This is a genomic window from Nocardiopsis sp. N85, assembly GCF_028882275.1.
Classification (GTDB): domain Bacteria; phylum Actinomycetota; class Actinomycetes; order Streptosporangiales; family Streptosporangiaceae; genus Nocardiopsis; species Nocardiopsis lambiniae.
This window is the reverse complement of sequence record NZ_JARBUT010000001.1, coordinates 899,083-921,405: the sequence shown is the minus strand read 5'-3', so window position 1 is coordinate 921,405 and position 22,323 is coordinate 899,083. Positions and strand designations below refer to the sequence as shown.

Annotated in this window: 18 protein-coding genes; 5 read left to right on the top strand and 13 right to left on the bottom strand. The window is 73.8% G+C overall.

Translation table 11 applies throughout. From position 1 onward, the window contains the following. Positions 1–310: 310 nt before the first annotated feature. The 9 genes from PWG71_RS03945 to PWG71_RS03905 form a co-directional block, all read right to left on the bottom strand. Positions 311–1,600, bottom strand: a complete 1,290-nt coding sequence (locus PWG71_RS03945; protein WP_274808071.1) for a DUF5685 family protein — start codon at positions 1,598–1,600, stop codon at positions 311–313. A gap of 311 nt (positions 1,601–1,911) precedes the next feature. Beyond that, positions 1,912–2,952: an SEC-C metal-binding domain-containing protein gene (locus PWG71_RS03940; protein ID WP_274808070.1), complete on the bottom strand. Its 1,041-nt coding sequence runs from the start codon at positions 2,950–2,952 to the stop codon at positions 1,912–1,914. Between the two features lie 51 nt (positions 2,953–3,003). Next, entirely contained in the window at positions 3,004–6,339 is a 3,336-nt protein-coding gene (locus tag PWG71_RS03935) for a hypothetical protein (RefSeq protein WP_274808069.1), read from the bottom strand. A 357-nt stretch (positions 6,340–6,696) separates the two neighbouring features. After that, complete coding sequence (locus PWG71_RS03930; protein WP_274808068.1) at positions 6,697–7,665, bottom strand: aldo/keto reductase; 969 nt, start codon at positions 7,663–7,665, stop codon at positions 6,697–6,699. Further along, a complete protein-coding gene (locus tag PWG71_RS03925) occupies positions 7,665–8,072 on the bottom strand; it encodes a MerR family transcriptional regulator (protein WP_274808067.1) in 408 nt (135 codons plus the stop codon). The genes PWG71_RS03930 and PWG71_RS03925 overlap by 1 nt, the downstream gene beginning before the upstream one ends. A gap of 81 nt (positions 8,073–8,153) precedes the next feature. After that, entirely contained in the window at positions 8,154–8,804 is a 651-nt protein-coding gene (locus PWG71_RS03920) for a TetR/AcrR family transcriptional regulator (protein WP_274808066.1), read from the bottom strand. Positions 8,805–8,920: 116 nt separating this feature from the next. Then, positions 8,921–9,700 carry a hypothetical protein gene (locus PWG71_RS03915; protein WP_274808065.1) on the bottom strand — a complete coding sequence of 260 codons (780 nt, stop codon included), beginning with the start codon at positions 9,698–9,700 and terminating at the stop codon, positions 8,921–8,923. A 282-nt stretch (positions 9,701–9,982) separates the two neighbouring features. After that, the gene (locus tag PWG71_RS03910; protein ID WP_274808064.1) at positions 9,983–10,516 is read right to left on the bottom strand and encodes an HAD domain-containing protein; all 534 of its coding nucleotides are present in this window, start codon (positions 10,514–10,516) and stop codon (positions 9,983–9,985) included. 38 nt (positions 10,517–10,554) lie between these two features. Beyond that, a complete protein-coding gene (locus tag PWG71_RS03905; RefSeq protein ID WP_274808063.1) occupies positions 10,555–11,088 on the bottom strand; it encodes an SRPBCC family protein in 534 nt (177 codons plus the stop codon). A gap of 63 nt (positions 11,089–11,151) precedes the next feature. On the opposite strand from PWG71_RS03905, the gene PWG71_RS03900 reads away from it, so the two are divergent. Next, complete coding sequence (locus PWG71_RS03900) at positions 11,152–11,748, top strand: TetR/AcrR family transcriptional regulator (RefSeq protein WP_274808062.1); 597 nt, start codon at positions 11,152–11,154, stop codon at positions 11,746–11,748. Between the two features lie 179 nt (positions 11,749–11,927). On the opposite strand, the gene PWG71_RS03895 is transcribed toward PWG71_RS03900, so the two are convergent. Next, positions 11,928–13,394 (bottom strand): hypothetical protein, encoded by a 1,467-nt coding sequence (locus PWG71_RS03895; protein WP_274808061.1) that lies wholly within the window; start codon positions 13,392–13,394, stop codon positions 11,928–11,930. Positions 13,395–13,666: 272 nt separating this feature from the next. Continuing rightward, complete coding sequence (locus tag PWG71_RS03890) at positions 13,667–14,896, bottom strand: acyl-CoA dehydrogenase family protein (RefSeq protein WP_274808060.1); 1,230 nt, start codon at positions 14,894–14,896, stop codon at positions 13,667–13,669. 248 nt (positions 14,897–15,144) lie between these two features. On the opposite strand from PWG71_RS03890, the gene PWG71_RS03885 reads away from it, so the two are divergent. Next, positions 15,145–15,702, top strand: a complete 558-nt coding sequence (locus PWG71_RS03885; protein ID WP_274808059.1) for a hypothetical protein — start codon at positions 15,145–15,147, stop codon at positions 15,700–15,702. Positions 15,703–15,905: 203 nt separating this feature from the next. Here the strand turns inward: PWG71_RS03885 and PWG71_RS03880 are convergent, their stop codons facing one another. Further along, a complete protein-coding gene (locus PWG71_RS03880; protein ID WP_274808058.1) occupies positions 15,906–17,348 on the bottom strand; it encodes a helix-turn-helix domain-containing protein in 1,443 nt (480 codons plus the stop codon). Positions 17,349–17,569: 221 nt separating this feature from the next. Between PWG71_RS03880 and aceA the strand changes: the two genes are divergently transcribed. Together aceA and PWG71_RS03870 are read left to right on the top strand one after the other, a co-directional pair. Next, positions 17,570–18,868, top strand: coding sequence for an isocitrate lyase (gene aceA / locus PWG71_RS03875; protein WP_274808057.1), 1,299 nt, complete (start codon positions 17,570–17,572; stop codon positions 18,866–18,868). Positions 18,869–19,146: 278 nt separating this feature from the next. Then, the gene (locus tag PWG71_RS03870) at positions 19,147–19,989 is read left to right on the top strand and encodes a CPBP family intramembrane glutamic endopeptidase (RefSeq protein WP_274808056.1); all 843 of its coding nucleotides are present in this window, start codon (positions 19,147–19,149) and stop codon (positions 19,987–19,989) included. A gap of 72 nt (positions 19,990–20,061) precedes the next feature. On the opposite strand, the gene PWG71_RS03865 is transcribed toward PWG71_RS03870, so the two are convergent. Continuing rightward, the gene (locus PWG71_RS03865; RefSeq protein ID WP_274808055.1) at positions 20,062–21,345 is read right to left on the bottom strand and encodes a CynX/NimT family MFS transporter; all 1,284 of its coding nucleotides are present in this window, start codon (positions 21,343–21,345) and stop codon (positions 20,062–20,064) included. A gap of 167 nt (positions 21,346–21,512) precedes the next feature. Here PWG71_RS03865 and PWG71_RS03860 point away from each other — a divergent pair, with 167 nt between their 5' ends. Further along, on the top strand, positions 21,513–22,214 hold the full coding sequence (locus tag PWG71_RS03860; protein WP_274808054.1) for a FadR/GntR family transcriptional regulator: 702 nt from the start codon (positions 21,513–21,515) through the stop codon (positions 22,212–22,214). The last annotated feature ends 109 nt before the right edge of the window (positions 22,215–22,323 follow it).

Below are 22,323 nucleotides of genomic sequence, written 5' to 3'. Positions count from 1 at the left end.
TGACGTGTCATCGCGGGCTCGCGTCCCCTCGGACGTGTGCTGCGCGTGCGTCGGTCTCCCCCGTCGGATTCGAGGCCTCGAAAGCGGTCGGCCGGACGGCGGTGCGACGCCCGAGGGCGTCGGAGCCGGGCGGACGCGGGTGCGGGGAGGCGTGCCCGCCCGACCGACGCGGAGAGGTCGGAGTGCGGCGGGTGTGCGCTGTTCGGACATGGTTCCATGGTCGGGCCGGATCCGGGGGCGTGGCGGAACTTTCTCGTGCCTGTGGAAAACCCGCGGATCCGGTCGCGCGCGTTGACGCGGGGTGCGGCCGTCAGCCGTCGCAGCAACAGCAGCAGTGCTCGCACCCCGGGCAGTCACAGCACTCGCAGATGTCGCACCACGAGGAGCGCGGTTCGCCGGTCCAGGGCCCCGGGTGGGGGTCCCGGCAGCAGAACTGGCAGGTACAGCACATGAACAGGGCCACCGCGCAGCCGATGATCGGCCCTCGGCGCCGGGGCGGGTGGCGCAGGTCCGGGGTCTGGCAGGAGCAGCGGCAGGAGCCGCTCCCCTTGTCGTGCCCGCCGGAGTCACCGCCGCCGGGGTGACCGGGGCCCTGGCCTCCGGCCTGACCGGTGCCTCCGTCGCGGTGTCGGTCCCGGCGTCCGTGCGGGTGGTCGGCACCGTGGTGTGCCGGGTGCCCGTGGCCGGGCGGGTGCCCGTGCCGCCCCGGGTGGCCGTGGCCGGGCGGGTGGCCGTGCGGGTGGTGACCCGCCCGGGAGAAGGTCCGGTCGACGGCGCGGCCGAGTTCGCGCACCAGGAGGGCGCGGACCAGACGGTCCTCGGTGAACACGGCCTCCGCCAAGGCGAGGCGGACGCCCAGGACGGCGCCGTCGCACAGGTCACGGGCCCGGTCGAGGTCGGTGCCGGTGACGGTGAGCGGGTTCCAGGCGCCCCGGGCGCGGTCCTCTTCGAGGTCCTCGACGGCGTCGAGGAGGTGGGCGACGCGGCCGAACAGGCGGCCGGCCTCGCGCAGGGGGACGGCGTTGGCCGGACGCCCGGCCAGGACGGCGGTGTGCGCGAACGCCTCGCCGGTGGCCTCCTCGGTGGGGGCGGTGACGGTCAGGACGTCGGTGCCCGGACCCGCGGAGAGTTCGATGTCGCGTTGACGGTCGATGACGGCGAGGAGGGCGGAACCGTCGAGGCCGAGGCCGTCCCCGGAGGCGGTGGCGCCGCGCCGCCAGCGTTCGGCCACCCGGCCCGCGAGGGCGCGCACCCCGCGTCGGGCGTAGAGGCCGTCGCCGTCCTCGATGTGGTCGGTGATCTTGGCGGAGGCCAGCATCAGGGAGACCGCCGCGGCCAGGTGGGCGCCGGCGCCGTCGGCGGCCCTCGCCTCGCGCATGCCGCGCAGGGGGCAGCGGCCGGCCCGGCGGGTGCCCGCCTGTTCGGGGGCCTGCGCGGCGGTCAGGACGGAGACGACCAGGCCGTCGTAGTTGGTGGCGATCCGGGAGGCCTGGCCGTGGTCGTCCCGTAGGGCCAGGCACAACCCGCACATGTGGGACATCCACTCCTCCGCCAGCCCGTCGGGGAGGGTGTGCCGACAGGGACGCAGGATTCCGAACACGGGGCGTCACCTCGCTCTTCCGTCATCGTCATCTCGCACAGGGACGACCGTTCGATGCCGGATACGGGCGAGGGGTTCCGCGCGGGGACCACGAAAAGGTCCCGGCCCGGGGACCGGACCGGCCGGGGCGCGATCAGAGCCGCCCGGGTCCGGGGCGTGGGTGAGGGCCTCCCCCGGCCGGAGCAGGGGCCGGGAGGTGGAGTCGGCCCCGCCCGAGAGGTCGCCCCGGTGGCCGGGTGCGTCCCGGGGCGGACCGGCGGCGGAGGATCCCGTGCGGGGTCCATCGCCCGCCGGGAGACGGAACACCCGGGTCAGCGGAGGGAGGGGGACCCGCAGCACTTCTTGTACTTGCGGGTGGAGCCGCACCAGCAGGGGTGGTTGCGTTCGGGCGGCCAGGCGGTGACGCGCGGGGAGCCGGGGTCGGGGACGGCCGAGATCCAGGCGCGGAGGGTGCCCGGGTCGGCGGGGTCGAGCCCGTGCTCGGCGGCGAAGGCCGTGATCTCGTCCGGGGTGACCGCGATCGTGCCCAGGTGGACGTCGGGGAACCCTCGGGCCTGGGCCCGCAGGGTGCGTTCGATGCCGTGGTGGTGGGCCGCCGGGTCGGTGTCGGCGGGCAGCAGGCCGCGTTCGCGGGCCTCGGCGAGGGCCGGTGACGGGAAGAAGGCGTGGTTCTCGCGCACGGTCTCCGGGAGCGGACGGGGTTCGTCGGCCTCCGGGAAGGGGCGGTCGAACATGTCGGAGGGCAGGTCCGCGCCGACGTCTCCGGAGAGGCGGCGCGGCTCCGAGGCCGCGTCGGGCCGGTGCCGGTCGGCCTCGCGCGCGGCCAGGTCGTGGCCGTCCGGGGTGAGGCCGAGGCGTTCGCGGACCGCGGCCCGGCCCAGGAGGGGCACCAGGCCGATGCGGTCGAGGCCGGCGACGGTCTCGGCCGGTCCCGCGAGGATGCTGCGGCAGGCGATGTTGTAGCAGTGCAGGGCCCGGTCGAGGGCCCCGGTGGCGGTGAAGTCCTCGGCGAGGATCAGGGCCAGGCCCCGGTCGAGGCGGCCGGAGTCGAGGAGGCCGTCGATGAGCCGGGCGGCCTCGTCCGGGCGCCCCTGTCCGTGGAGGAGGTCGGCGAGGGCGTGGGTGGCGTACTGCCGATGCGCCGGGTCGGGGGCGTGGGCGCGCAGGGCGTCCAGGAGGGCGCGGGCGCTGTCCGGGTCGCTCTCCCGCAGGTCCACGGCCGCGCCGAGAAGGACGTGCGCGTCCGTGGTCGCGGCGAGCTCCGCGCGAAGGCGGGTGGGCAGGGGGAGATCCTGGACGGTCTCCCGCAGCGTTCGCGGGAGCGCGGCGGGGACCGGCGGTGTTCCTGTCATCCCTCCAGGTTAGGAGTGGGCGTCACCCGGATGCGTCGGTTCCGGGGAAGGTCACAGCGGCCACCACGGTGCGTCGGTCACGCTCCCGAGGAGGTCGAGGGCTCCGAGGCCGAAGCGGGCGCCGGCCTCCAGGCCGGTGGCGAGGAAGGCGACCAGGAGGATCACGACCAGGACGCGGGCGGGCCATCGGGGTCGGCGGGGGGCGTCGGGAAGGTCCTCGTCCTCCTCGCCGTCGAGCCAGGGCCGGTCCAGGCGGGCGACCTCGCGGCGCGAATCCTGGAGTTCGGCGTGGTAGTGGTCGCGTTCGTCGCGTACCCGTTGGAGTTCGGCGCGTTCGGCCCGCACGGCGGCGCGGGCGTCGACGAGGTCGACGCGGGCCTCCTCCGGGCCGTACTTGGTGAGCCAGCGTTCCAGGCGGGCCAAGGGGAGGTCGACGTACTGGGTGGGCCAGTTGTCCTCGGGGGCGACCTGGTCGTCGGGTTCGGGGGCGGTCTCGGTGGCGTAGTCGGGGGCGACGGGCGGGTCCGGGTCGAGGGTGGCGGAGAGGTGGTCGTCGGGTTCGGAGGTGGGGAAGAGGGGCGGGGCGTCGTCCGGGAGCCGTTCGGGGGCGGGTGGGAGCTCCTCGGCGATCGGGGGTTCGGCGCCGGGACGCGCGGGGCGGCCGCCGAAGGCGCCCTCGGCGAGCGCGCGGACCCGGTCGGAGCGCGGTGCGCGGGGCTCCTCCCCCGGGGTGTCGTCGGGGCCTGCGGTGTCGGAGGTGGCGAGGCGGGCGAGGCGTCGGCGGAAGAGACCGGTGCGGATGGGAGAGGGGGAGCGCCGTACCGAGGGCGGCGGTTCCTCCTCGGCCACGGGCTCGGACCCGACCTCGGCCTCGGGTTCGGGGTCAGACGCCGGGGCGATGCGGGGCCTGCGCGACCCGTGGGGTTCGGGGGCGTCGAAGATGCGCGGGGGGCGCCCCTGTCCCGGCCGGGCGGTGCCCGTGGCGGCGGGCCCGGGGTCGGGACCGATGAACGTCTCGGTGTGGGCGGGGGCGATGCGGGGGCGCCGGGGTTCGAGGGTGTCGTCGTCGTCGGGTTCGGGCCAGAGCGCCTCGTCGCCCTCGGGCGGGGACGGGGCGGGGGCCGAGGCCGCCTCCAGGGCGGCGCGCCCCGTGGGGACCTCCGACTCGGTGGGGGGCCGGGGTCCGGTCTCCTCGGTTCCCGGTGGTTCGACCTCGGTCAGGTCGGAGGCGGCCTCGGCCGCCTCCCGGGACGCCCAGGCGCGGGCCGGGGCACCGTCGGGGAGCGCCCCGGTGCGGGGCGGGCGGGAGGAGGAGAGGAGACCGCCGTGGGCGGGGGTCTCGCCGGGGAGCGGCTCGGCCTCGGGAAGGTCGTCGTCGGGGTCTCCGGTGTCGGCCACGAATCGGCGGGTGCGCGACGCTCCCTCCGGGAGGGCGGTGCGGTCCGGTTCGTCGGGCCCGCCCGGCCACAGGTCCTCGTCGGGGGAGGGGAGGTCCGCCGGCGCGTCCCGGTCCGGCGTCCACCACGGTCCGGGCACGGGAGCGTCCTTCGCGGAAGGTGTTCCCGGGGTGGTCGGGGTCTCGTCGGGCGGTTCCCCGATCGGGGGGAGGTCGTCGGACCCGTCGAACCGTACGGGGGCGCTCGGGGGCCGGGCATCGTCGGTGGACCGGAGCGGGGGGCCGGTAGGGGTCTCCGTCGCGGGTCCGGGGTCGTCGGAGGGCAGCGCCTCGGCCCGCGGAACGGCGTCCGGGGATATCGGCGCACCCGGACCCACCGCATCCGGCGGACCACCGGGCTCGGACCGGTGCGGGTCGCCGAAGGGTCCGGAATCCTGGAGAGGCAGCGCCTCGGCCGGGGGGACGAGGTCCCTGGGAGCGGGCGCACCCGGATCCACCGTGACCGGGGCATCGTCGGTGGGCCGGGACGATCCGCCGAGGGGTCCGGGGGTGGTGGGGCGGGCCCCGAAGCGCGTACGCGCTTGCGAGGCGGTCCGCCCGGCGTCGGTCGGCTCCGCCGTCGAGGTGTCGGAGGGCCGGGAGGGGGCACCGGGGCGCGCGTTCTCGAAAGCGGGTCGTGGAGCGGTGGACGTCTCCTCGTCCGTGGGCGCCGGTGCGTCCGGGCCGACGGACGCCGGAAGGTCGTCGGAGGGCTCGTCCGCCGCCCCCGGAACGGGCGACTCGACCCCGGGCGCCGTCGCGGACGCGGGCGCGTCCGGCCCGGTGTCCGCCGGAGGAGCAGCGGAGGGCCGGTGGGCGTCGTCCGGGTGCGCGTCCCGCCACGCCCGGGGCGCGTCCGGCTCCGGGATCGGCGGAAGGACCGTACCGGGCTCGGGGTGGTCGCCGGGCGGCGCCGTCGAGGGGAACACGCCGGTGAGCAGTGAGCCCCGGGTCCGTGGGAACCCGTCCGCCTCCTCCCTGGCGGCCGAGGCCTGGGCCGGAGCCGGTGCGGGGGCGGGGGCGGGGGCGAGCCAGTCGACGAGGAGGTCACGGCGGTCCGTGAAGGTCGGCGCGTCCGGGATGCCGCGCTCGGCGAGGTGCGCGGCGAGCGCGTCGCCGCCCTCGTCGCGCAGGACGCCCACCAGGCGTTCGGCGACGGTGCGGAAGTCCGTGCCCGGCGGTCGGAGCAGCGGCCCCGACCCGCCGGTGGGCGGACCGAAGGCGATGTGCTGGGTGGAGTCGGCCGGCACCGGGTCGTAGGTGGACAGCGACCAGTCCCACCCCGCCGCCGGGATCGTTCCCCGGGGGGTGAGCACGTCGTACAGCGTCCGGTGCATCCCCCACAGGAAGCGCAGCTGGACCGCCTGCCACAGGTCGGCGCGGTCCGGTGCCAGGAGGACGCGCACCGGCCGCTCGGGGTGCTCCAGCGCCGAGGCGACCCCCGCGACCAGGAGTTCGTCGTCGCCGAGGGTGAGGTCGGCGGCGCGGCGGTCCCGGGTGCGCACCGCCCCCGGCGCCGCCGACCGTTCCCAGGGCTCGGGAGCGTCCAGGACGGACATGGTGCCCCAGCCCGCCTTGGGCGGGCGGCGCGGGTGGGGGCGGGTGTTGGGGTTCTCGTGCAGGGACAGGAGCCGCGGCAGGGTCAGACCGTCGGCCGGGCCGACGATGGCCCAGGCGTGCGCGGTGTCGACCTCCCCGGGCCAGCGGTAGACGAGCGCGCCCTGTCCGTCGGGGTAGGCGCGCGCCCACAGGGTCTCGGGGTGGTCGGCGGGGTCGGGCAGACAGGCCCGGTAGTCGACGGTGAGCGCGGGTTGGAGCCGGTCGCGCCAGGCGCGCAGGGTGAGGCGTGCGTTCTCGGTGAGGGACGCGGCGGCGGGTCCGGGGCCGACGCGCCCCAGCAGGGTGGGATCGGCCCAGGCGAAGTGGATCTGGTGGTACACGCTCTCGGGCAAGTGCCCCTCCCCACGGGTCGCCGGGGCGGCACGATCGGGGCACCGCCTCTAGGGAAGGTATCCGGTCAAAGCTCGGTAAAAACCGTGTTCGCGAACATGTGCACGACGAAACCGTGCGCTTTCTCAGGGGCCACTCCCGTCCCGGGGGACTCCGAAGCCCCCGGGCGGCGGCCCCGACCTGCCGGGATTCCCGGAGGAGGCGGGTCGGAGCCACCCGGACACCGATACGTGTGTCCGCTTTCGGCCGTTCTGCCGGACGCGGTGGATGCTCCGGTGGACGTCGGGCGACCGGACCAGGCCACGCGGCCCGGTGGGCGGGTCACACCGTCGCGGAGAGGCCACCGCGCGCCCCCACGGTCAGTGGGCCTCGTCGAGGAGCCGTCGCTGTTCGGGGGTGAGCGTGAGGTCGACGGCCTCCACCGCCTCGTCGAGCTGGTCGACGCCGCTCACACCGACCAGGGGGACGACCCCTCCGGCGATGAGCCAGGCCAAGACCACCTGGTTGCGGGTCGCCCCCGTCTCCCGGGCGACCTCGTCCAGGGCGGCCAGCCGGTTGCGGGTGCCCGGGTGGTCGTAGGCCGGGCCGAGTGCGGCGGCGCGCTCGGGGCGGACGTAGGCGCCGCTCAGGAGCGGGGTGTAGGCCACCAGGGTCAGGTCGCGTCCCGCGGCGTTCTCGGCGCGCACGTAGTCGAGGAGTTCGGGGGTGACGTGCGTGAAGGCGGGTGATTCCAGCCGGACCTCGTGGCGGGGCTGGAGGTAGCTGTAGCGGTACTGGAGGACGGTGGGCCGGTGGCCGTGGTCCCGGGCGGCGGCCCGGGCGCGCTCCAACCGCCAGGTGCGGTGGTTGCTCATGCCCAGCAGGGAGACGGTGTCCTCGTCGACGAGGCGGGACAGGGCGGCCATGGTCTCTTCGAGGGGGGTGTGCGGGTCCTCCTTGTGCGTGTACAGCAGGTCGATGCGGTCCACGCCCAGGCGTCGGCGGCTGCGTTCGGCGGCGGTGGCGACGACCTCGGCGGACAGCCCCTCCTGGGCTTCCGGACCGCCACCGGGGACGGTGGGCTGGGCGCCGATCTTGGTGGCGATGACGACCTCGTCGGTGATGCCGTTCGCGCGCCGCCAGCGGCCCAGGAAGGTCTCGCTCTCGTGGCCTTCGAAGCCCTCCACCCAGTACTGGTAGCAGTCGGCGGTGTCGACGAAGGTGCCGCCCGCGGCGATGAAACGGTCCAGGATGGCGGCGGAGGTGGCGTCGTCGGTCTGGCTGCCGAACTTCATGGCGCCCAGGCACAGGGCACTGACCTTGCGGCCGCCGATCTCGGTGTAGCGCATCAGTTCACGTCCTTGAGGGTGTGGGCGGTCTCGGCGGCGCGTTCGGCGAGCACGCCGAGGTAGTAGTCGATCTTGTGCTCGATGGCGCCCTGGCGGTCGACGAGTTCGGCGATGCGGTCGTCGAGCCGGTTCTTGTGCTCCTGGAGCACCTCCAGGCGTTCGGGGATGGTGTGGTCCCCGTCCCGGACGAGTTCGGCGAACTCGCGCAGCCGCGCGATGGGCATGTCGGTGTCGCGCAGGCAGCGGATGAGGTGGAGGAGTTCGACGTCGTCGGTGCGGTAGCGGCGGTGTCCGCTGGGGGCGCGGTCCACCCGCCGCAGCAGCCCGGCCTTCTCGTAGTAGCGCAGGGTGTCCAGGGTGAGATCGAAGCGCTCGGCGATCTCACCGGGGGTGTAGTAGTCCCTCATGTGCTCAAGCATGGGACCTGGAGTGCGCTCCAGGTCAAGGGAACAGGGGGAAGAGGGGAAGAGGGGAAGAGGGGTGTCCCGTCAGTCGTGGTTGCCCTGGACCGCCCCGACCACGGAGGCGGTGAGGTTGTCGATGATCTCCTCTTCGCCCACCTCGGGGTGCTCCAGCCACCACTCCCCCGCCGCCTGGACCATGCCGACGACGGCGTGCGCGGTGATCTGGGCGCGCAGACGGCCGGTGACGCGTCCTTCGACGAGCATGAGCTCGGCGAGTTCCTCGCCCAGGCGCCGGACCATCATGCCCAGGTCGCTGCGGGTGCGCTGGTCCTCGGAGGTGGCCCGGTCCATGAGGAAACGGTAGAGGTTGAGGTTCTGCGAGATCATCGACAGATAGGCGCCGACGGTGGTCCGGGCGCGCACCTCGAACTCGGTGTGCTGGTGCAGTTCGGCGCGGATGCGCTCGATGAGGGGGTCCACGTGGCGGCCGGCCAGTGCCCGGTAGAGGCCGCCCTTGTCGCCGAAGTGCCGGTAGAGGATGGGTTTGCTGATCCCGGCCTCGGCGGCGATGGCGAGCATGGAGGCGTCGGGGCCGTCGCGTTGGATGACGCGGTCGGCGGCGTCGAGGATGGCGCGGCGGCGCTCGGGGTCGCGGCCCCGCCCGCCGCGCCCCCGGCGGACGGTGGGGACCTCCGACACGGTCACCGTGCCGGAGGCGTCGTCGCTGTCGTTCATCGGTTACCGCCGCACGTCTTGGTAGGCCACAACGCTTCACCTTAGGGGTTGCGGAAGGCGGCCCGCTGCGGGGCCGGACGTGAACGGGGCCGGGGGCTCCGGCGGGGAACGCGATGTCAGGACGGCAGGGCGATCCAGGTGGCCCACGCCTGGGCGAGGAGGCGGCCCTCGGCGTCGTACAGGGCGCTGCCGGTGCGGATCTTGCGGCCCTCGATGGACTCCAGGTGTCCGGCGACGACGTGGGTCCCACCGACGCGGGGGGCGCGCAGGGCCTGGACCGTGATGCGTCCCAGGAGGGCGGGGCGGCCGGAGACGTCGCTGGACCAGCCTCCGGGGCAGTCGAGGGCGGCCCACACGTCGGGCAGGTCGACGGCGCCGGTGCCGTCGTCGAGGACCGGGTGCGGGGTCCAGGAGCAGGCGACGGTGCCGCCGACGCCGTCGGGGCCGTGGCCGGGGCGCACCGGGCCGGCGAACAGGCGCAGGCCGTCGCCTTCGGCGCGTTCGGGACCGCAGCTGTAGCAGCGGGGGAAGGGGTGGAGGGTGAGGCCGGGGTAGCGGCTCTCGGCGTCCTTCGCGGTGGCGGGGTCGATGGGGTCGCCGGGAACCGCCGGGGTGTCGGGGACGACGACGGTCTCGGCCTCGGCGATGAGGCGGGCCCCGGCGTCGGCGGCCTCGGGGTCGATGAGCCGCGCGGGCGCGTCGGCGGGCCCCTCCACGGTGAGCGGACGACCCAGGGGCGGCGGGGTGCGCAGGGTGACCCGCACGGCGGGTCCGCCGACGGTGGTGAGCCGGGCGGCGAGCAGACCGGCGCTGTAGCCGCCGTTGCCGGAACCGTCAGGGCCGTTGTGCGTGGTGGGAATGGTGATGGGGGCGTCGTTGCCCGTGGTGGCGTGCATGGGTTCAGGGTAGATCCGGGACGTTTCCCGACGCCAGGAAGGCCCCGGACGACGGCCCCGGGAGCGGTCGCCGGGCGCGTCCGGCGTGACGGCGCGCGTTCCCGGTGGAGGATGCGCGGCGGAGGACGTACGGCGAAGGGCGCGGGTCCGCACGACGGGGCGGGGACCGGCACCGGGGCACGAAGGCCGCACCGCCGCCGGGCGCGTCCGGCACCGGTACGGCCGCGCCACGCGGTGCGGCGGCCTACGGGGAAGGGTGCGCGGTCGGCGCCCGGTCGGGGGTCACGCGTCTTCGGGGAGGGCCCCGGCCGGGCGGGCCGGCGGCCACTCCTCCAGGCGGCGGAAGTCGGCGTCGAGCAGGCCCGGACGCGGGTCCACCCGGTGCAGGAGGGCCGCGCCCGGATGGCGTCGGCGCACCAGATCGACGTCCCGGTCGGTGATCATGTCGTCCACCCAGGCGAAGGGGCGCCCGTCGGCGTACTCGACCAGGGTGGTGGTCTTGAAGCAGAGCCCCTCGGCGGCGGTGGACCAGTGCGGCAGTTCCACCACCGGGAGTTCGGGCAGGCCCAGGACCGGCCCGATCATCGTGTTCGCGTCGTGCTCCCAGGTGGTGGCCCACACCAGGGTGTAGGGCAGGGCGAGCAGCCGTTCGCCGTGGTCGGGGCGCAACCACACGCGCAGGGGCCTGGGGGTGTCCTCCCATCCGTGCGGGCGCAGACGGTGGGTGGTGTACCCGTCGGGGCGGCGTCGGGCCTTGGCCCGGAAGGGGTTGAGCGGGCCGTCGACGTCCAGGAACAGCAGGGGGCGGTGGGACACGGGTCTCCTGAGGGGGTGGGGGCGCGCCGGGGCCCGTCCTAGGGACGGGCCGGATCGGCGCCCGGAAGGGGATGCCGCGTTCGGGAGGTGCGCAGGGCCGCGCGACGCAGCAGCCGGACGTACCACCCCCAGCGGGCGGGGGTGCGGACGGTGCCGGTGAGGGTGCGTTCGGCGCGGTCCAGGCCGTCCTCCAGGAGGGCGTCGTGGAAGGGCCGGAACAGCAGGGGCCAGGTGAGCAGGGCGGGCCCGCGGGCGCGCATCCGGAGCAGGTGGCCGAGCACGGCGCCGCCGTCGGGTTCGGGGACGACGGTGAGTTCGTGGAAACCGTCGAAGCCGCGCGGGGCCGAGAAGCGGAAGCGCACGCGCTCCCCCGGCGTGTACTCGACGACGGTGTAGCGAACGGGGCCGTGGCCGCCCGCGGCGCCGACCCCGAGGGGACGGTCCAGGCGCATGGCGGGCCAGTGGTCGGTGGGCCAGAGGCCGTCGGTGTCGGAGGCCAGGCCGTCGAGGAGGGCGCCGACCTCGGCGGGGGACGCCGTCAGGCGGCGCCGGTGGACGTTGTGGACGCGCATCGGATGCACCTTCCATTATTAGAGGGGTGTCTCTAAAAACCAGTGGAGCATAAAGTCCCTCCCATGGGAAGACCCTCGCGCTTCGACACCGACGCCCTCGTGGAGACCGCCATCACCGTGGCCGCGCGGGGCGGTCCGGCGGCGGTGACCATGGTCGCGGTGGCTCGGGCCGCCGGGGCGCCCAGTGGTTCGCTGTACCACCGGTTCCCCGGGCGGCCGGCGTTGCTGGCCGCCGTCCGGTTGGAGGCGCTGGCCGATTTCCAGGAGGGGCTCCGGGCCGTGCTGGCGGTGGCGGACCCGCTGGCGGCGGCCACCGGGGCCGCCCGTCACGTGGTGGCCTGGAGTCGGACCCGTCCGGACCGGGCGCGCGTACTGCTGTACTCCCCCGTCGACTTCGAGGTGGAGCGGTGGCCCGTGGCCGAGCGGGAGCGGATGGAACGGGGCAACGCGCGGTCGGGGGCCGCGCTCGTCGGGATCGCCGAGGCGTTGCGCGCCCCGGAGGAGGCCGCCGGGCCCGCGTTGGAGCGGACGCGGATGGCGGTGGTGGACCTGCCGCTGGCCCTGGTCCGCCGGCATCTGTCGGGCGGTGGGGAGATCCCGGCCGAGGCGGAGGACGCGGCCGCGGACGCGGCGTACCGGCTGCTGGCGCCGAGGCCCTGAGGAGGTCACCCGGGGCCGCGCCGCCGGGCGGTCCGCGCCCCCGGGCCGGCCGGGGTCCGAGGGGCCGCGCACCGATTCCGTGATCCGGTTCCATCCCGGCCACGGGCCCGCTCCCTGCCCGAAGAGCCGCAGGCCGACTTCCGCGAGCCGCCCTCACGGGGGGCGCGGGCCCCACGGGTTCAGGACCAGCGGGCGCGCGCCTCCAGGGCCCCGTCACCGGCCAGGAGGGTCGACACGCCTCCGTCGTCGTCGATGGTCCGGGGGCGCAGCGTCCCCCGGAACGCCCGGGTGAGCACCCGCACACGGCCGGGGCCGCCGCCGGTGAGGACGCGCAGCATCCAGGGCGCCCCGGGGTCGGCGGCATCGGCCGGGACCGCCAGGTGGAGGGTCACCTCGGCGGACCGAGAGGTTTCGGCCCCCTGGTGGGAGGCGGTGTAGGAGACCATGCGCAGCACGGCCGAGGAGGGCGTGTCGGTGGTCTCCTCCGCCCGGGGCGCGGCCCGCGCGGCCAGTTCGCCGGCGAGCCGACGGGCCTCGGCCAGTTCCTCCGTCCCGGAACGGCGGGACACCCGGTCCAAGGCCGCGGCGAACCAGTGGGCCGTCTCGGGTCCGCCGCGGCGGACCCACTCCAGGGCCAGTTCGCGAAAGGCCCGTTCGCGGCGCCGCCGGGACAGGTGTCCGCCGGCGGCCACGATCGCCGTACCCGCGCCGGCCAGGGCACGGCAGAGGGCGGGGACCGGCACCCGGTCCCCCTCGGGCCGCCGGCAGGTCGAGCGGATCCTCGTCATGATCCAGGTCAGCAGATGGGAGACGGTCCTGGCGGCGGGCCCGTCGACGACGCCTTCGAGGGGGGCGGCCCCGTGGCCGCGATCCCATCGTCGGCGGAGGGTGGGAGGGACGTCCCGCTCGGCGCGGCGGCCCCGGGCGGAGAGGTGCCAGTGGTCGTCGCGGTTCCACAGGGTGGCGTTCTCCCCGCGCAGGAGCCCGTCGCCGAAGGCCACCGTGACCCCGGTGGGACCGCAGGTGAGGCGGACCCCCGGGGCGTCGCGGGTATCGAAGCGGACCTCGTCGACCTCGGGCAGGCGTACGTCCAGTTCGGCCGGTCCGGTCGGGTCGGCGACCCGGTGGAGGCGCTCGGCCGCGATGGTCACCTGCGCGGCCAGCCCGGTGCCTCGGCGCTCCACCGCCAGGGCCCGGATCGTGGCCGTGTCCAGGTCGTAGTCGGCGGCCAGGTCGGCGGCGACCTCCTCGGTGACCGGGACGACCACGGGTCTGAGGTTCCCGGCGTGGTCCCGGTGGGGAACGGGTTCGGGGGCGGGCGGCAGCAGTCCGTCGATGTCGTGGCCGGCCTCGGCGGCGCGCTCCACCGTCCAGGCCCGTCCGCGGGGACCCCGGTCGGCCATCCACAGCAGGGCGTCGCGGGCACGGGCCTCGCGCCGTCGCCGGCCGCGGGCCAGCGCGGAGAGGAACAGGGGGTGCGTGTTGTCGGCCCAGACGTCGGCGGCGGTGCGGGCCGTCTCCCGGTCGAGGAGGCGGGCGTCGGCCGTGGCGTCCTCGATCTGGACGAGGGAGCGGTCCAGGAGGGCGCCCAGAACGGCGAGGAGGGACGAAGAGCGCGGATCGGCGGGGGGCGGGGTGCCGGGCATACCCGGAATCCTGGCACATCCGGGCCGTGGAAACGAAGTGGGAGGGGCACGCCACGGGGCGGGTGCGGCGACGGGGAAACCCGCCGCACCCGCCCCGTGGCGTAGGACCCGGTCGGGGCCGGTGGCGGGTGTCGTCACCGACACCCGCCACCGTCGGAGCGCCCCGCCGGGCCGGTCCGGGGTGGGGCGGGCGGATTCCTCCACCCGCCCCGGGGTTCCGGCCCGGGGCCGGGGGCCGACTCCGCCGCGGGCCCGTCCGGCCCGCGGTGGCGTCAGCGGATCGGCAGGCCGGTGATGGTGCGGCCGATGATGAGCTTCTGGATCTCGCTGGCGCCCTCGAAGATGGTGAAGATGGTGGCGTCGCGGTGCCAGCGCTCCACGGGGTACTCCCGCGTGTAGCCGTTCCCGCCGAGGATGCGCACGGCGTTCTGGGTGACGAAGGTGGCGGTCTCGCTGGCGTAGAGCTTGCTCATGGAGCCCTGCGCGCTGTCGAAGTCCTTGCCGTTGCGGGCCATCCAGGCGGCGCGCCACACCAGCAGGCGGGCGGCGTCGATGCGGGTGGCCATCTCGGCGAGGAGGAAGGCGACGCCCTGGTTGTCGCCGATGGGCCTGCCGAACTGCTCGCGCTGGGTGGAGTACTCCAGGGCGTACTCGTAGGCGGCGCGGGCGCAGCCGACGGCCATGGCGCCGACGGTGGGGCGGGAGGCCTCGAAGGTCTTCATGGCGGCCTGGCCCTTGGAGCGCTGCCCTTCCCTGGCGCGGGCGATGCGTTCGTCGAGCCTCTCCTTGCCGCCGAGGAGGCAGGAACCGGGGACGCGCACGTCGTCGAGGACGACCTCGGCGGTGTGGGAGGCGCGGATGCCGTGCTTGGCGAACTTCTGGCCCTGGCTCAGACCGGGGGTGTTCGGGGGGACGATGAAGGTGGCCTGGCCGCGCGAGCCCAGCTCGGGGTCGACGGAGGCGACGACGACGTGGATGTCGGCGATGCCGCCGTTGGTGGCCCAGGTCTTGGTGCCGTTGAGGACCCACTCGTCCTTGGCCTGGTCGTGGACGGCGCGGGTCCTGATGGCGGAGACGTCGCTGCCGGCGTCGGGCTCGGAGGAGCAGAACGCGGCGAGCTTGACGTCGTCCGCGGTGCCGAACATCTGCGGCGTCCACTCGAAGAGCTGTTCCTGGGTGCCGTTGGCGGCGACGGAGACGGCGGCCAGCCCGGTGCCGGTGATGGCCAGGGCGATGCCGGGGTCACCCCAGTAGAGCTCCTCGAAGGCGACGGGGATGCCCAGGCCGCTGGGCTCCAGCCACTGGTTGGCGAAGAAGTCGAGGGAGTACAGGCCGATCTTGGCGGCCTCCTGGATGATCGGCCAGGGGGTCTCCTCCCGCTCGTCCCACTCTGCGGCGGCGGGGCGGATGACGTCGGCGGCGAACCCGTGGGTCCAGTCCCGGACCTCGCGAACGTCCTCGCTCGGTTCCAGGCTGAAGGCGGGCGCGGTGGCCTCACTCATGCGCTACATCCTTTGTCGGACCCTCCGGGGGAGGAGGGGGGAGATCAACTCGTGTTACCAACGGTAACACCGAGGGAGGGCGGACACAATCGGGCCCCGTGGAGAACAGGACACCGGCCCTGCGGGGCATCGAGGCGGCGCCGCCACGGGGCGCGGCCCCCGGGGCGCGGCGCCACGGGTCCACGAACGGTCGCGTGCTCCCGTGTGTCCGGGCGGGCCGACGGCGACCGCCGGGCTACCGTGACCGTGTGGAGATTCTGACCTTCCTCTTCTCCCTGGTGGCGGGCATGACCGGGATCATCCTGTGGCGTCTGGAATGGCTCAAGGCCCCACAGCACGCGTGGCGGGTCCGTCGGCACATCACCCCGCCCGCCTCGGCGACCGCCACCGACGCACCGCGTCCCGGACGGGCCGACGTCCACGTCCTCTCCGAAGGTCGCGCCACCGTCTACAGCGTCGTGTGCACGCTTCTCGGCGAATCCGTCGCGGGTCGCCGACCCCGCGTCCACAAGAACCGGTTCTCCCCCGAATCCGATCCCCTCCACCTCTCCGCGACCCTCCCCCACCCCGACCCCCGCGACCTGTGGGTGGAGATCACCTGGGTGACCTTCCGCCCCAACCTGCACCACGGCGAGCGCATCAACGTCCACACCGGGGAGTTCCTCCGCTGGCGCTGGTCGTGGACCTCCCTGCGGCTGGGCCGCCGCCCCGGCGAGGGCTGGTCCGGTGCCCGCGTGTACCGCGCCAAGGGTCGGTGGATCCACCACTCCGCCCGTCCCATGGCCCTGATCCCCGAGGACCGATGAGTTCCGCCCGCGACCGGGACGACGCGCGGACGTCGTCCCGCCGCCGACGTGGCCCCGGGCCGCGGGGCACCGGGCCGGGAGGTCCACCCACGCGGGAGGGCGCCGCGCCCCCACGCGCACCGGGGCGCGTCGGCCGGGAGGTCCGCCCACGCGAGAGGGGGGTCGCGGCTCGCACCGCACCCCCCTCTTCCCGCCGGACCGGCTCAGTCGTCGAGGGCGTACTTCTCCAGGAACGTGTACACGTCGTGCTCGTCCACACCGGGGAAGGTCCCCGACGGCAGCGCCGACAGCACGTGCGAGTGCGCCCGCGCCGACGGCCACACGTTGCCCTCCCAGCGCGCGGCCAGGTCGGCGGGCGGACGCACGCAGCACTCCCCGCTCGGGCAGTTGGACTTGGTGCGGTTGGTGGTCTCGCGACCGCGGAACCAGCGCGACTCCTTGTAGGGCACGCCGAGGGTGATGGCGAAGTTGCGCTCCCGGCTGGGGTCGACGTGCGCCACGCACCAGTGGGTGCCGTTGGGCTTGTCGGTGTACTGGTAGTAGATCGAGTACCGGTCGGGTGAGGCGAACACCTGGCGGCCCGACCACTGGCGGCACATGCGCTGGCCCTCGATGGCGCCGGTCTCGTCCGTGGGGAAGACCAGCCCGTCGTTCTCGTAGGCCTTGTAGATGATGCCGGTCTCGTCGTTGCGGATGAAGTGGCAGACCAGGTCCAGGTGACGGTAGGCCAGGTTGGTGAACCGGTGCGCGGCCATCTCGTAGGACACCGAGTAGACGTCGCGCAGGTCCTCCACCGACAGGTCGCGGGCCTGCTTGGCCTCCTGGAGGTAGGTGACGGCGGTGGACTCGGGGATGAGCACGGCCGCCGCGAAGTAGTTGGCCTCCACCCGCTGGCGCAGGAAGTCGCCGAAGTCCTTGGGCGTGCGGTGGCCGAGCACGACGTGGCCCAGGGTCTGGAGGAGGATCGTGCGCGGGCTGTGCATGCCCAGGGTGGTCTCGCGCTTGAGGTAGATGCGCCGGTTGACGTGGTCGGTGAGGGAGCGCACCGAGCGGGGCAGGTCCTGCACGTACCGGAGGCTGAACCCGTGGTGGGTGGCGATCGCGAGGATCTGCCCCTGGGAGAGCGCGCCGGCGGTGTAGTTGACGGCGCCCAGGGTCTCGGCGGCGGACTTCTCTATGTGCTCGAAGTAGTTGCCGCGTTCGCGCATCTGTCGGCGCAGGTCCGCGTTGGCCCGCCGGGCCTCCTCCGGGGTAGCGGTGGGCTTGGCGCTGCGGCGCTTGAGTTCGTCGTAGAGGCCGACGATGTGTTCGAGGACGTCGTTGGGGACCCGCTTGCCGACCCTCAGGTGCGGGAGGTTGAGGGTCTGGTAGACGGGGTCGCGCTGGGCCTCCTCCACGGAGATCTCCAGCTGAGCGCGCCGGTTGGGGGGCTGCTTGGAGAGAAGTTCCTCGACGGAGACGCCGAGGCAGGAGGCAAGGGACGTGAGGAGGGAAAGCTTGGGTTCACGTTTGCCGTTCTCCAGCAGGGAGAGCTGGGAAGGCGCCCTTCCCACACGTTCTCCCAGGTCAGACAGGGTCATGCCGCGCGCTCGACGCAGATGACGGAGCCGCTGGCCAAAGGTGACGAGATCTAGGTCACCTGTCAAAGACGGTATTTCTTCAGCACCAAAGTACGCCATGCGTTCATCGTACGGAAAGAATCGACAATCTTCACCCGATTTCGAGTGGAAAAGCTCTGGATCTTCCCTAAGAATCATAGTTACCGGCGGGGAACTTACCGCCCAGGGGCTCACCCCCTGGCCCCGGGCAGGCCCTCCCCTCGACCGGTGTGAACACCTTGGGGACTACACGTAAGGCGGGAACGCACATGAGCACCAGCGCTCGACGTCAGGAAGCCAGCGCGGCACTCCAGCGGGAGTGGGAGACCGACCCCCGGTGGGCCGGGATCGAGCGCACCTACTCCGCCGACCAGGTGGTCAAGCTCCGCGGCTCGATCACCGAAGAGCACACGCTGGCCCGCGTCGGTGCCGAGCGTCTCTGGAAGCTCCTGCACACCGAGGACTACGTCAACAGCCTCGGCGCCCTCACCGGCAACCAGGCGGTCCAGCAGGTCCGCGCCGGTCTCAAGGCCATCTACCTCTCCGGGTGGCAGGTCGCGGCCGACGCCAACCTCTCCGGCAACACCTACCCGGACCAGAGCCTGTACCCGGCCAACTCCGTCCCGGCCGTCGTCCGCCGCATCAACAACGCCCTGATGCGCGCCGACCAGATCACCTGGGCCGAGGGTGACGAGAACGCCCCGCACTGGCTCGCCCCGATCGTCGCCGACGCCGAGGCCGGCTTCGGTGGCGTCCTGAACGCCTACGAGCTCATGCGCGGCATGATCGCCTCCGGCGCGGCGGGCGTGCACTGGGAGGACCAGCTGGCCTCCGAGAAGAAGTGCGGCCACCTGGGCGGCAAGGTGCTCATCCCCACGGGACAGCACGTCAAGACGCTGAACGCCGCGCGCCTGGCCGCCGACGTCGCCGGTGTCCCCTCCCTGGTCATCGCCCGTACCGACGCGCAGGCCGCCACGCTGATCACCAGCGACATCGACGAGCGCGACCAGCCGTTCGTCACCGGTGAGCGCACCGCCGAGGGCTTCTACCGCTTCCGCAACGGCGTCGACGCCTGCGTCGCCCGCGGCCTGGCCTACGCCCCGCACTCCGACCTGCTCTGGATGGAGACCGCGACCCCCGACCTGGAGGTCGCCCGCAACTTCGCCGAGCGCATCAAGGCCGAGTACCCGGACCAGATGCTGGCCTACAACTGCTCGCCGTCCTTCAACTGGAAGCGCCACCTGGACGACGCGACCATCGCGAAGTTCCAGCGCGAGCTGGGCCACATGGGCTACAAGTTCCAGTTCATCACCCTGGCCGGCTTCCACTCGCTCAACTACTCGATGTTCAACCTGGCCAAGGGCTACGCCCAGAACGGGATGACCTCGTACGTCGAGCTCCAGGAGGCCGAGTTCGCGGCGGAGGCCGACGGCTACACCGCGACCCGCCACCAGCGCGAGGTCGGCACCGGCTACTTCGACACCATCAGCACGACCATCGCCCCCGAGGCCAGCACCACGGCTCTCACCGGTTCCACCGAGGAAGACCAGTTCTCAGCGGCTCACTGACCCTGGTCTTCTTTCCTCGGCGGTCGTCCCTCCCCGCTTTCGTGGCTGGGGCGGGGCGGGACGGCCGCCACCCCCTAGCCGTCGGCCATGCGCGATCCGTGTCACACGCGCATGGCCGGCGGCTTGTGCCGACGGCCGCTCCCCGTTCCCGGGGGGCGGCCGTCGGCGTGTCCGGACGACGACGGCGACGAGGGTGACGGCCGTGACGAGGGCGGTCACCAGGACCGGCCGTCCAGGTCGGTGATCGCCGGGCGCCCGGGGCGCGTAGATTGCGTCTCGTGAGAGACGAGATCCGCCCCGACCGGCACCCTTCCCCGTCCGAGGAGGGCCCCGCCTCCGCGCGGCCGCCCGCCGCCCCCGGCATCGGCCTGCCGGGGGCGACCACCCTGCGGTGGGAGATCGTGTGCCTGTTGGCGTTGTCCCTGGGCGCCGCGGCCGTGTCGGCGACCATCAACTTCCTCGGCGTGCTCACCGCGACCGAGTCCCTGGCCGAGCACACCGCCAGCCTGGTGCGCCCCCAGGCCGACGAGCGGCCGTGGCTGGACCTGTCCTGGCAGCTGTACCGGGTGGCGGTGGGTCTGGTCCCGGTGCTGCTGGTGGGGTACCTGCTGCACCGGTCCGCCGAGTCGACGCGCACCATCGGGTTCGATCTGCGCAGGCCCGGGTTCGACCTGGGCTCGGGCGCGCTGCTGGCGGCCCTGATCGGGGCCGGCGGCCTCGTCGTCTACGTGGTCTCGTGGCGGCTGGGCATGACCGTGACGATCGCCCCCAGCGCCCTGGAGGGGAACTGGTGGGACGTGCCCGTGCTGATCCTCCAGGCCGCCAAGAACGGGATCCTGGAGGAGGTCATCGTCGTCGGCTACCTGCTGCACCGGCTGGGGCAGCTGGGGTGGTCGCCCTGGAAGGCGGTGGTGGCGAGTTCGGTGCTGCGCGCCTTCTACCACCTGTACCAGGGGGTGGGGATGTTCTTCGGCAACCTGGTCATGGGGCTGGTGTTCGGCTGGTTCTATCACCGGTACGGCCGGGTGATGCCGCTGGTGGTGGCGCACACGATCATCGACATCGTGGCGTTCGTCGGTTCGGTGTACCTCATCGGCCACCTGGACTGGCTGCCCGGCTAGGACCCGCCCCGGGGCGCGCTCCGGGCGCGCGGCCACCGGACGGTCCTCGCGTCTCGGCTCGCGGAACCGGCCTCAGGGCCGGGCGGTGGACCCGCGCCGCCCGTCGCGGGCGGCGAGGGCGTCCTCCAGGTGACGGGGACGGCCCAGCAGCCAGCCCGTCACGGCGTTGACCAGGACCAGGGCCAGCAGCAGCAGGAGCGGGGCGTGCCAGCCGCCGCTCAGCTCGTGGAGCAGACCGAACAGGAAGGGACCGGTACCGGCCATGAGATAGCCCAGGCTCTGGCTCGTCGCCGACAGGGCCGCCGTGCCCTCCCCCGTGCGGGTGCGCAGCGCGAACGAGGTGAGGGCGTACACGAAGCTGCCCATGCCGACGCCGATGAGGGTGGTCCACACCCACACCCCGTTCATCGGCGAGAACCACAGCCCGCCCAGCCCCACCAGATAGGACAGGGAGAACATCAGCACGAAGGGCCGCTGGTCGCGCACCCGGGTCAGCAGGGTGGGCAGCACCAGGGACATGGGGATGCCGAGCAGCGTCAGGTAGGACAGGGCCAGCCCGGCGCTCTGTGCGCTCATCCCCTGGTCGCGCAGCATCTGGGCGTACCAGCCGAACATGATGTAGGCCACCGACGACTGCGTGCCGAAGTACAGCATCGACTGGAGGCCCACACCGGTGGACAGCACCCGGCCGAAGCCGAACGTCCGGGTGGAGCCGCCGGGGGTGGACCCGTGGCGCAGGACCAGCAGCCACGGCACGACGGCGATCAGGCCGAACAGGGCGTAGGAGCCCAGGGCCACGCGCCACTGACCGGTCGAGTCGTACAGGGGCACGGTGGTGGCCGCGGCGATGGTGGTGCCCAGGGCCAGGGCCGTGGTGTAGACGGTGGTCATCAGCCCGACCCGGTGCGGGAAGTGCCGCTTGACCAGGACCGGGAGGATGACGTTGCCGATCGCGCCGCCCGACAGCGCCAGCACGCTCAGGGCGAGGAACGGCAGCGGGGATCCGACCAGGGCGCGTCCGCCCAGGCCGAGGGTGAGGGCGACCAGGGCCAGTACCAGGAGTCGATGCGAGCCGAGTCGGCGGGACAGCGAGGGCGTGAGCGCCCCGAAGAGCGCGAAGCTCAGCACGGGCAGGGTGGTGAGGACGCCGGCGCCCACGGCGGTCATCCCGAGCGCTCCGGTGACCTCGCCGAGGAGGGGGCCCACGCTGGTGATGGCCGTGCGCAGGTTGAGGGCCGCCAGGGCGATACCGGCGGCGATCAGGAACAACGCTCCGACCGAGGGGCGGTCCGGGGTGTTCCCGTCCTGAGGGCGACGATTCGTCTCGCTGTTCCGGGGAAGGACTCGGGTACTCATGGAAGGCGACTCACAGATTCGTAGGATGACCCGATGTACTGCATGAGGATAACGCATTGACGTTCGAGACCAATTCCGGTCCGTGACTGGTCTAAGCTCCGGCCTTAACCGACCGCATCCGTACGCTGGCCCTGTCATCCGGCGACCCGCCCCTAGGAGGTAAAAGCGTGCCCCTCGCCTCGACACGCCGGACCGGTCTCGTCGACCAGGTCATCAGTCAGTTACGAGCCCAGATCGACTCGGGTGAGTGGGGCATCGGCGACCGCATCCCCACCGAGTCGGAACTGTCGGAGCAGCTCGAAGTGGGCCGGAACACGGTCCGCGAGGCCGTACGGGCCCTCGCGCACGCGGGCCTGCTGGAGATCCGCCAGGGGGCGGGCACGTTCGTGCGCGCCTCCAGCGAACTCGGTGGAGCCCTGCGCAGACGCCTGGAGCGCTCGCGCGTGCGCGAGAACCTGGAGGTGCGCCGCGCCCTGGAGGTGGAGGCGGCCCGCCTGGCGGCGCTGCGCCACACCGAGGAGGACATGGCCGACATCGACCGGGCCATGGCCCTGCGCGAGTCCACCTGGCGCGATCGGGACATGAGCGCGTTCGTGGAGGCCGACTTCACGTTCCACCGCGCGGTCGTCAACGCCACCCACAACACGCTGCTCATCGACCTGTACGACGACATCGCGCAGGTGGTGTACGCGAGCATCGCGCACACGGCCTATGAGAAGAACGAGGAGGAGGGCGCCGCCCCCACGCCGACCGGGGACGGGATCGACCACTCCAAACTCACCGAGGCCATCCGCGCCGCCGACCCGACGGCCGCGGTGCGCGAGGCGACCTGCTACATCGACGAACTGCTCTCCCTGACCGAGGAGTGAGCGGCCCGGCCGCGCCGCGGCCCCACCCCTGGGGGCGTCCCCTTTCCAGGGTCGGGGCCGTTCGCGCGTTCGGAACCGGCACACCTCCTGAGCCGCATGTGGCACACGG